The 10,235-nt window shown below is 71.8% G+C and carries 7 protein-coding genes and 3 pseudogenes; 7 read left to right on the top strand and 3 right to left on the bottom strand.

Annotation, left to right across the window (positions count from 1 at the left end):
• Window positions 1–390: 390 nt before the first annotated feature.
• On the bottom strand, window positions 391–1,134 hold the full coding sequence (locus JR065_RS20560) for a sulfite exporter TauE/SafE family protein (RefSeq protein ID WP_206236350.1): 744 nt from the start codon (window positions 1,132–1,134) through the stop codon (window positions 391–393).
• A gap of 85 nt (window positions 1,135–1,219) precedes the next feature.
• On the opposite strand from JR065_RS20560, the gene JR065_RS20565 reads away from it, so the two are divergent.
• Window positions 1,220–2,134 carry a LysR substrate-binding domain-containing protein gene (locus JR065_RS20565; RefSeq protein ID WP_206236351.1) on the top strand — a complete coding sequence of 305 codons (915 nt, stop codon included), beginning with the start codon at window positions 1,220–1,222 and terminating at the stop codon, window positions 2,132–2,134.
• Window positions 2,135–2,159: 25 nt separating this feature from the next.
• Here the strand turns inward: JR065_RS20565 and JR065_RS20570 are convergent, their stop codons facing one another.
• Window positions 2,160–3,038, bottom strand: coding sequence for an endonuclease/exonuclease/phosphatase family protein (locus JR065_RS20570; protein ID WP_206236352.1), 879 nt, complete (start codon window positions 3,036–3,038; stop codon window positions 2,160–2,162).
• Window positions 3,039–3,345: 307 nt separating this feature from the next.
• Window positions 3,346–3,730: pseudogene (locus JR065_RS20575) on the bottom strand (VOC family protein).
• 227 nt (window positions 3,731–3,957) lie between these two features.
• Between JR065_RS20575 and JR065_RS20580 the strand changes: the two are divergent.
• From JR065_RS20580 to JR065_RS20605, 6 genes and pseudogenes are all read left to right on the top strand, one after another.
• The gene (locus JR065_RS20580) at window positions 3,958–5,013 is read left to right on the top strand and encodes a bifunctional nicotinamide-nucleotide adenylyltransferase/Nudix hydroxylase (protein WP_206236353.1); all 1,056 of its coding nucleotides are present in this window, start codon (window positions 3,958–3,960) and stop codon (window positions 5,011–5,013) included.
• A 64-nt stretch (window positions 5,014–5,077) separates the two neighbouring features.
• Window positions 5,078–6,502, top strand: coding sequence for a nicotinate phosphoribosyltransferase (locus tag JR065_RS20585; RefSeq protein WP_206236354.1), 1,425 nt, complete (start codon window positions 5,078–5,080; stop codon window positions 6,500–6,502).
• A gap of 9 nt (window positions 6,503–6,511) precedes the next feature.
• Window positions 6,512–7,624, top strand: a pseudogene (locus JR065_RS20590) (hypothetical protein).
• Window positions 7,617–8,688, top strand: a pseudogene (locus JR065_RS20595) (DNA methyltransferase). Before JR065_RS20590 ends, JR065_RS20595 begins: the two co-directional pseudogenes overlap by 8 nt.
• Window positions 8,689–8,766: 78 nt before the next feature.
• Window positions 8,767–9,435, top strand: a complete 669-nt coding sequence (locus JR065_RS20600; protein WP_206236355.1) for a DUF2242 domain-containing protein — start codon at window positions 8,767–8,769, stop codon at window positions 9,433–9,435.
• A 137-nt stretch (window positions 9,436–9,572) separates the two neighbouring features.
• Window positions 9,573–9,941: a glycine zipper 2TM domain-containing protein gene (locus JR065_RS20605; RefSeq protein ID WP_206236356.1), complete on the top strand. Its 369-nt coding sequence runs from the start codon at window positions 9,573–9,575 to the stop codon at window positions 9,939–9,941.
• The last annotated feature ends 294 nt before the right edge of the window (window positions 9,942–10,235 follow it).

Here is a 10,235-nt window from a genome sequence, read left to right on the forward strand (position 1 = left end):
CACGTGCAGCCGCGTGCGTTGCATCCAGCTGTGCCGAGCGATGATGTGTGGCCGAGTGCACTGTAGGAGGGCCCCGTCCCGACAAGCGACCGGAGTTTGGAAGTCCGCTGCTTCGTTCGTCGCGGCTGAAGCCGCTCCTACAGGGATGTGCGACGCGCCCGCTGGGTGCACTGTAGGAGCGGCTTCAGCCGCGACCCGAGCCGCCGCCGCCGCATCCTTCCCCGCATTCGCTCCCTTATCGGCTGAAACCGAAACATCGCGGCGCAGCCGCGCTGGCCGGCCCTTGTGGGAGCGACTTCAGCCGCGACGCGCTTTCCCGAGAACGCCCGCCGCGACCAACGACCCAAGGCAGCGGCACTTCGACAAGCGACATCGGCTCGATCGAGGTGTCTAGCCCAGCGCCTGCCACAGCTGATGCAGGCCCAGCGCCAGCAAGGTCAGGAAGAACACGCGGCGGAACGCGTCGGCGGAGATCCGCTGGCGCAGGCGCGTACCGAGCCACATCCCGGCCACGGTCGGCAGCAGCGCCAGCAACGAGGGGCCGAGCGCGCCGCCGGCGAAGGCGCCATGCCAGGCCAGGGCCGCGGCCAGCGCCAGGGTGGCGGTGCCGAAGCAGCAGCCCAGCGCGCGCATCAGCGCCTCGCGCGGCAGGCCCAGCGCGACCAGATAGGGCAGGACCGGCAGCACGAACACGCCGGTGGCGCCGGTCAGCAGTCCGGTCGCCAGTCCGCTGGCCGGTCCGGCCCAGGGCTCGTGCCGGGCGGGCAGATGCCCCTGCCATCGGCTCAGGCCGAGCAGCGCGTACACCGCCAGCATCGCGCCTAGTCCGGCACGGGCGAGCGCCGGGTCGGCGCCGGCGAGGATGCCGGCGCTGAGCCAGGTGCCGGCGACGATCATCGCCAGCAGCGGCCACAGCCGCCGCAGCAGCGCCGCCGTGCCGGCGCCCCAGGCCTGCTGCAGGTTGGTCAGCAGCGACGGCAGCGCCAGCAGCGCGGCGGCTTCGGGCGGCGTCAGCCACAGCCCGAGCAGGCCCATCGCCACCGTCGGCAGCCCGGTGCCGGCCACGCCCTTGACGAAGCCGGCCAGGCAGAACACGGCGGCGATCGGCAGCAGATGCAGGGCAAGCGTATCCATGCCTTCAGCATCGGCCGTCGCCGCCCGTCGGACAATGCGCGATCGCTTCAGGCAGACTTCGGCAACGACGAAGGCTGGAGCGGCCATGCACCTGGATTTCATCGACTTGCGGCTGTTCGCCGCGGTGGCCGACGCCGGCAGCATCACCGCCGGCGCCGGACGCGCGGCGCTGTCGCTGGCCGCGGCCAGCGCGCGCATCCGCGCGCTGGAACTGCAGGCCGGGACCGCGCTGTTCGAGCGCGGCCGCCGCGGCGTGACCCCGACCGCGGCCGGTACCGCATTGCTGCGGCATGCGCGGCAGTTGCTGCGCCAGGCCGAGGCGATGCGCGCCGAACTGGGCGAGTACGCCGGCGGCAGCCAGGCCACCGTGCGCCTGCTGGCCAATACCGCGGCGGTGTACGAATGGCTGCCGGAGCTGCTGGCCGACTTCCTGGTGGCGCACCCGCGCATCGACCTGGCCCTGCGCGAGCAGGGCAGCGCCGCCGCCGCCGACGCGGTGCGCGAGGAGCGCGCCGACCTGGCGGTGATCGCCGACCATGCCGACCTGGCCGGCCTGCACGCGCAGCCGTTCCGGCACGACCGGCTGGCGCTGGTGGCCGCGATCACGCATCCGTTGGCGCAGGCGCCGCACCTGCGACTGGCGCAGCTGTGGCACACCGAGTTCCTCGGCCTGGCCGACGACAGCGCGCTGCAGCGGCACCTGCATGCGCAGGCCGCGCGCGCTGGCGGCCAACTGCGCATCCGCGCCCATGTGCACGGCATCGAACCGCTGTGCCGGATGCTGGCGCGCGGCGCGGGCGTGGCGATCCTGCCGCAGGCCGCGCTGGCGCGGGTCAGCGTGCGCGACCGGCTGGTCGCGGTGCCCTTGCACGAGCCGTGGGCGCCGCGGCAGCTATCGATCGTGTGGCGGGCGGCGCCGGCACCGGCGCCGGCGGTGGGTCAGCTGCTCGACTGGCTGTGCGCGCACGCCGACGGCGGCGCGGCGGACGGCGCGGGATGATGCCGGCTGCCGAAGGCGGCGCGATTCACTGCGGCCAGGCGAACTCGGCGATCACCGGGAAGTGGTCCGACGGCCAATGGCCCTGCGGCCGCGCGTCCAGCGTGGCGAAACCGGTGGCGCGCAGCCCGCGCGACAGGATCCAGTCGATGCGCCGGTCGGGACGGCCGCTGAAATTGTGGAAGGTCGCTTCCGGCCCCTGCGGCTGCGGCGCCTGCGCGCGCGCGTCGGCCAGGCCGGCGGCGAGCGTGCGATAGGTCGGCGAATCGGCCACCGTGTTGAAGTCGCCGGTGAGCACCACCGGTACGCCGGCGGGCAGCGCCTGCACGCGCGCCAGGATCAGCGCGGCGCCCTTGGCGCGTGCGGTTTCGTCCTCGTCGCGGTAGGGCAGGTGGGTGTCGAACAGGTAGAAGCGGCGTCCGTCGGCGACGCGCTCGAACAGGCCCCAGTTCGCCATCCGCGGCAGCGGGTGGCCCCAGCTGATGCTGCCGACCACCGCCGGCGTGTCCGACAGCCAGAAATCGCCCGATTCCAGCAGCTTCAGCCGGCGGCTGTCGTAGAAGATGCCCATGCGCTCGCCGTCCTCGCTGCCATCGCGGCTGCGGCCGAACCAGCGGTAGTCGGGCAGTTGCGCGGCCAGATAGTCGGCCTGCCGCTTGACCAGTTCCTGGGTGCCGAACACGTCCGGGCGCTGCGCGCGGATCAGTTCGGCCATCGCGCCGCGGCGTATCTCCCAGCGCTTGTCGCCGTCCTGGTCCACCGGGACGCGCACGTTGAAGCTCATCACCTTGAGCGGTGCCGGCGCAGGCGCCGCGCCGGCCAGCGGCGCGGCGAGGACGGCGAGCAGGGGCAGCGCGAAGGCGAGCGCCGCGGCGCGTGCGCGGGCAAGGGGCGAGAATGGCGGCATCGGAACGTCTCCTGGATGGCAGCGGAAAACGCGAACGCCCATGATGCATGCGCGGGTCGGCACGGGCCAGCGATGGTGTGCGCGTTTCGCAGCGAACCCTGCGCCGCGGCTGCACGCTGGCCAGCGAAGCGCGATCGCGCCGCCGCACCCGGTTTCGAGGCGCATGGGCTCTCGTGCAGGCGATGCAGGCGATGCAGGCGGCGCAACGCAAACAGCGCAACGCAGGCGCGTGTACGCGTGCCGCGCACGCCATGCAGCGCCCGCATGCGCGATGCCGCCACGCCGATGGGCAGCGTCGCGCCGCGCGTCAGTCCCAGATGTTGGGCGGCGCGCCGGCGTCGGGATCGCTCATCTTGACCTACGCAGAAGCGGTGCCCGGTCGGCGCTTCCATCACCCACCAGCGCTTGACGAAGCCGATGCGGCGCGCGCCCAGGCGTTCCAGGCGCGCGACCTCGGCTTCGATGTCGTCGCTCTCGATGTCCAGGTGCACGCGCGAAGGATGGTCGACGCGCTGCACTTCCACATGCAGTCCGGCCGGCGTGCCCTGCAATTCCGCATATTCGGCGCCGAGTTCGGAATAGCTCGACGCGGCGGGGTAGCCGAGCGCGGCGCTCCAGAAGCGCGCGCCGGTGTCGGCGTCGGTGTCCTGACAATCGATGATGAATCCGCCAAGACGGCTGCGATGGGCCATGGTCGCGCGCTCCTGTTCGGGGATCGGAAGGCTAGCGCGATCGTGCGTACCGCGCGCGCTGCGGCGCAGCGTCGCATGCCGGTGCGGACACGCGCCGTCGCCGCGGCGCGCAGCGTGCCCGACGCGCCATCGGCAAGCGCACGCGGCGCTTGACGGCCGCGCGCATCGGCGTAGCATTTGCCGCACGCCAAGGGATAGACCCGCGGCGACTCCAATCACCGTGAGGGATGCTCATGGAATACGATTACCTGGTCTTCATCGGGCGTTTCGAGCCCTTCCACAACGGCCACGCCGCCGTTGCCCGCCACGCCCTGGCGCGTGCGCGCAAACTCATCTTCCTGATCGGCTCGGCCGAGACTCCGCGCACGATCCGCAATCCGTGGACCGTGGCCGAACGCAGCGTGATGATCCAGTCCGCGCTCGACGGCGCCGGCGAGCGCCTGATCCTGCGTCCGCTGCGCGACCACCTCTACAACGAGAGCCTGTGGATCGCCGCGGTGCAGTCGGCGGTCGCCGACGCGGTGCGCGCCGACGGCGGCGGCGCCGACGCACGCATCGGCCTGGTCGGCATGGACAAGGACGCCAGCAGCTATTACCTGCGCGAGTTCCCGCAGTGGCCGCTGGTCGACGTGCAGCACACCGAGACCTTGTCGGCGACGGAGCTGCGGCGCTACCTGTTCGAGGCCGGCAGCATCGATTTCCACGGCGCGCTGCTGATGCTGCGCGGCAACGTGCCGGCGCCGGTGTTCGAGATGCTCGAGGCGTTTCGCAAGAACTCGCCGTCGTACGCGGAGCTGGTCGCCGAGTACCAGTTCATCGAGCAGTACCGCGACGCCTGGAAGGACGCGCCGTATCCGCCGACCTTCGTCACCGCCGACGCGGTGGTGGTGCATTCGGGCCATGTGCTGCTGGTGCGGCGCCGCGCCGCGCCCGGCAAGGGGCTGTGGGCGCTGCCGGGCGGATTCGTCGGCCAGCACGAGAGCGTGCTCGACGCCTGCCTGCGCGAGCTGCGCGAGGAGACCCGGCTGAAGATCCCGGTGCCGGTGCTCAAGGGCTCGCTGAAGAATCGCCACGTGTTCGACCATCCCGAGCGCAGCCTGCGCGGGCGCACCATCACCCACGCGTTCCATTTCGAGTTCGTCTTCGGCGAGCTGCCCGAGGTGCGCGGCGGCGACGATGCCGACAAGGCGCGCTGGATCCCGGTCAGCGAGGTGCTCGGCATGGGCCCGAAACTGTTCGAGGACCATCTGCACCTGATGGAATTCTTCCTGGGCCGCGGTTGATCGCGGCTCTTCCCGGCCGGCGGATAGACCGCCGGCCTTCCCCGACGCGAAGGAGCTTCCCGTCATGCACTACCTGAACAACCTGCTGCTCAACACCGACAGCTACAAGGCCAGCCACTGGCTGCAGTATCCGGCCGGCACCGATGCCACGTTCTTCTACGTCGAATCGCGCGGCGGCGTCTACGACCGCACCGTGTTCTTCGGCCTGCAGAGCCTGCTCAAGGACGCGCTGGGCACGCCGATCACCCATGCCGACGTGGACCAGGCGCGCGAGCTGTTCGCCGCGCACGGCGAACCGTTCAACGAGGCCGGCTGGCGCGACATCGTCGACCGCCTCGGCGGGCAGCTGCCGATCCGCATCCGCGCCGTGCCCGAGGGCAGCGTGGTGCCCACCCACAACGCGCTGATGACCATCGAGTCCACCGACGCGCAGGCCTACTGGGTGCCCTCGTACCTGGAGACGCTGCTGCTGCGCATCTGGTATCCGGTGACCGTGGCCACGGTCAGCTGGCACGCCAAGCAGACCCTGCGCCAGTTCCTGGAGCGCACCAGCGACGATCCGGAAGGGCAGCTGCCGTTCAAGCTGCACGACTTCGGCGCGCGCGGGGTGTCCAGCCTGGAGTCGGCGGCGATCGGCGGCGCGTCGCATCTGGTCAATTTTCTCGGCACCGACACCGTCTCCGGCCTGCTGCTGGCGCGCGCGCACTACCACGAGCCGATGGCCGGCTATTCGATCCCCGCCGCCGAGCACAGCACCATCACCAGCTGGGGCCGCGAGCGCGAGGTGGACGCCTACCGCAACATGCTCAGGCAGTTCGGCAAGCCCGGCGCGATCGTCGCGGTGGTGTCCGACAGCTACGACATCTTCCATGCGATCCGCGAGCACTGGGGCAATACGCTGCGCGAGGAGGTGATCGCCTCCGGCGCCACGGTGGTGATCCGCCCTGACTCCGGCGACCCGGTCGCGGTGGTGCACCAGTGCCTGGAACTGCTCGACGAGGCCTTCGGCCACAGCGTCAACGGCAAGGGCTACAAGGTGCTCAACCACGTGCGGGTGATCCAGGGCGACGGGGTCAACCCGACCAGCATCCGCGCGATCCTCGAGCGCGTCACCAGCGCCGGCTACGCCACCGACAACCTCGCCTTCGGCATGGGCGGCGCGCTGCTGCAGCGGCTGGACCGCGACACGCAGAAGTTCGCGCTAAAGTGCTCGGCCGCGCGCGTGGACGGCAAGTGGATCGACGTCTACAAGGATCCGGTGACCGACAAGGGCAAGCTCAGCAAGCGCGGACGCATGACCCTGCTGCGCCATCGCGAATACGGCAGCTATCGCACCGAGCCGGTGCCGGCCACGGCGGCGTCGCTGGACGAGATCGCGCGCCCGGCCGGCTACGACGATGCGATGGTGACGGTGTGGGAGGATGGCCGGCTGCTGCACGACTGGACCTTCGCGCAGGTGCGCGAACGCGCCGACGCCGCGCGTCTGTAGGAGCTGCGCATGGACACGCTGGCGGTTCCCGCGCAGCGCCCGCCGCTGAGCGGACGCTCGCCCTTGTTCGCCTCGTTGCGCGAATGCATGCCGCGGCTCGAATGGCGGGTGCCGGCTAACGACGACGCCACGCGCTGGCGGGTGCAGCGCATCGGCGGGCGCGACTATCGCGTCGCGCAGCCGGTGACCTTCACCCCGTACGCGTCGGTGCGGCCATGCTCGGCGCGCTGACGGTTCTGCTCGGAGACGCTGCGCCCGCACGCCGGCGGCACCGCCGCGGCCAGCCTGCGCCCGCCGCCGGACTACTTCGCGCAGCTGCGCCAGGCCCTGGCGCAGCTGCGCGGCCTGCCGCTGTCGCATTCGTTGTCGGGCCTGGAAATGACCGACGACGAGGCCTGGTTCGTGCAGCTGCTGCACACGCTGGGCGAGGCCGAGCGCGACGGGTTGCGAGTCGAGCAGCGCGTGCTGTACAGCAACGGCGCCGGGCTGGCGCGCGGGCAGGGCGAGGCGTTGCTGGACGCCTTGCGCCGCTTCGGCCTGTCGTGGGTGGAACTGTCGCGGCATCATCCGCAGCAGGCGGCGAACGACGCGATCATGCGCTTCCGCGATGGCGAGGCGATCGCCGATGCGGCGGTGTTCGTGGCCACCGCGCGACGCATCGCCGAAGCGTTGCCGCTGCGCATGGTGTGCCTCCTGCAGCACGGCGGGGTGGCCGACGCCGATGGCGTGGCCGGCTACCTGCGCTGGGCGCGCCAGGCCGGCGCCTCGACGGTGATCTTCCGCGAGTTCTCGCGGCTGGGCGAGGGCTACCGCGCCACCGGCACGCACCGCTACCTGGCGCAGCAGCGCGTGTCGGTGGAGCAGGTGGTGGGCGCATGCATGGCGGCGCCGTGGTGGCGCGCGCTGCGGCCGTTGCAGATCACCGAGGGCTACTACTTCTGGAACCTGCGCATGGCCACCGCCGACGGCATGGAGGTGGTGTTCGAGACCTCCGACTACAGCGCGATGCAGGCGCGCCACGACAGCGGCGACGTCTACAAGCTGGTGTTCTTCGCCGACGGGCGGCTGTGCGCCGGCTGGCAGCCGGACCGCGACCTGCTGTGGCGCCCCGGCCATGGATGAGCGCAGCTGGTGGACCCCGCCGCCCGATCCGCCCGAGCACCGGCTGCCCGACGACCTGCGCCGGCGCGATCCGCTGGGCGCGCGCGACTGCGGCTGGGTCGGCCAGATGCGCCCGTTCGTGCGCCATTTCAGCGCACCCGGCGAACGCGTGCTGGACCCGTTCTGCGGCTTCGGCAGCACCTTGCTGGCCGCCGAACTGGAAGGGCGGCGCGGGCTGGGCGTGGAGATCGACCCGGCGCGCGCGGCGCTGGCGCGCGAGCGGCTGCAGCGCCACGGCATCGCCGCCGAGGTGCGGGTCGGCGCGTTGCCGCAGCTCGCGCCCGGCGCCCCGGTCGACCTGTGCCTGACCAACGTGCCGTACTTCGGCTGCCGTTGGCCGTTGGCCGGTGGCCGGCGCGCCGGCGCAGCTCTACGCCAGCGCCGACTACGCCGCATACCTGGACGGCCTGCGCGCGGTGTTCCACGGCGTGCGCCGGCAGCTGCGCGACGATGGCTTCTGCATCGCGATGGTGGAGAACGCGCAGGTCGGCGGCGTGTTCGTGCCGCAGACCTGGGACCTGGCGCGCATCCTCGGCAGCCTGTTCGTCGCCTGCCAGGAGCGCGTGCTGTGCTACCCGCGCGACGCACCGCGCGCGCTGGCACCAGGCGACACCGCCACCGACCGCAGCCACGAGTACGCGCTGGTGTTGCAGAAGCGGCGCGAACCGATCGACCTGCCGGGCACCGCGCAGTTGCTGGCGGCGCTGCGCGAAGACGGCTTCGATTACCGGCTGCACGGCAGCTACCCGGCCTGGTGCGCCGATCCGGCCCGGGCCGCCCGCGCGCCCGGCGACGCCGACCTGCTGCTGCCGCGCGACCAGCAGCGGCTGCAGCGCCTGCTCGACTGGCTGCGCGCGCGCGGCTTCGCGTTGAGCCTGTGGGGCGAGCCGCTGGCGACGCTGCCGACGCTGGCGATGCTCGACCGCTACCACTACCTGCGCGCCGAGCGCCGCGCCCGCGACGGCGCGCTGCTGCGCCTGGACCTGTCCCTGGCGCCGCCGCCGGGCTCGCTAACCGCAGGATGAGCGGCCACGGCCAGGTGAGGCCGCCGTGACGCGGTTGCGGCTATCCTTGCCGGCGCATTCCCATCCCGGTTCCCGACCATGTCCGTTGCCCCCAAACTCCTGGTCCTTCCCGCGCTCGCGCTGGTCGCGCTCGGCCTGAGCGGCTGCTTCAACCGCAAGCAGGACAACCTGGTGAAGGAGACCTTCAACTCCGACAACACCTATTCGCGCAGCTATCCGGTGACCCCGGCGCTGGCCTGCGAGTCGGCACGGCGCGCGTTGCTCAGCCAGGGCTACGTGGTGGCCAAGGCCACCGCCGATGCGGTCGAGGGCACCAAGAACTTCCAGCCCAAGGAAGACTCGCACGAGCAGCTGGAGCTGCGCGTGTCGTGCGTGCCGCACGGGCAGGACGAAGCGTGGGTGTTCGTCAGCGCGCTGCAGGACCGCTACGCGCTGAAGAAGAACGCGACCTCGGCCAGCGTCGGCGTGGGCGTGCTCGGCTCGGTGTCGCTGCCGGTCGGCAGCAGCGACGATTCGCTGGTGCGCGTGGCCAGCAGCACCGTGCAGGACGGCGACTTCTACAAGCGCTTCTTCGAGCGCATGGCGCAGTACCTGCCCAAGGCCAAGCCGGCCGAGGACCCGCCGGCGCCGCGTGCCGAACCGGCGTCCGAGCCTGCGGCGGCTGTGCCGGCGACCGCACCCGCCGCGAGCGACGCGGTACCGGCAGCGGCCACCGCAGCGGCGGGCGAGGCGACGTCGCCTCGCTGACGCTCACGCGCTCCTGCACAAGCTGAACGGATGCGGCGCGCTTCACGATCCATTCGCTATCCCGGTGCAAAGGTGGTCCCCGTCGAGAGCGCGATGCAGGCAAACACGCGTCGGCTCCGCAACCAGGAGTGACCACCATGAACCAGCTCAAAGCTACCTTGTGCCTTTCGTTGCTCGCCGTTGCCACTGCCGCCGCCCCGTTGGCGCAGGCGCAGCACACCTACGGACCGCAGGACGAAGGCCGCCGCTTCAACGACGGCACCCGCGTGCACTGCAAGAAGCAGGCGGTGCAGAAGAACAGCACCGACCCGAACCGCATCGGCGGCACCCTGGCCGGCGCGGCGATCGGCGGCCTGATCGGCAACCAGGTCGGCGGCGGCAACGGCAAGAAGCTCGCCACGGTGGGCGGTGCGGTCGCCGGCGGCGCGACCGGGCGCTACATCCAGGGCCAGCGCCAGCAGACCAACGGCAACCGCGTGGTCGAGACCGTCTGCCAGCGCTATTGAGCGACACCGCGATCGGCCATCGCGGCGCACTCGCACCGACCAACGCCCCGGCGGACAGCCTCCGCCGGGGCGTTTTGCGTTGCTGCGGCGCTGCGTCGGGGTGCGAGCGCTGCAACATGCCGCCAGGCGGTGGCCGCACGCTTGTCAGCCTCCACGACCGAGTTTTGTAGGAGCGGCTTCAGCCGCGACCGGGCGCTACCGGCAACGCCCGGTCGCCGCTGAAGCCGCTTGTGTCTTATGCGGGTATACCGTTGAGGTGAGAGCGGAGTGCGGCAGGCCGCTAAGTCGCAGTGC

It is taken from the genome of Xanthomonas sp. (assembly GCF_017163755.1).
GTDB lineage: Bacteria > Pseudomonadota > Gammaproteobacteria > Xanthomonadales > Xanthomonadaceae > Xanthomonas_A.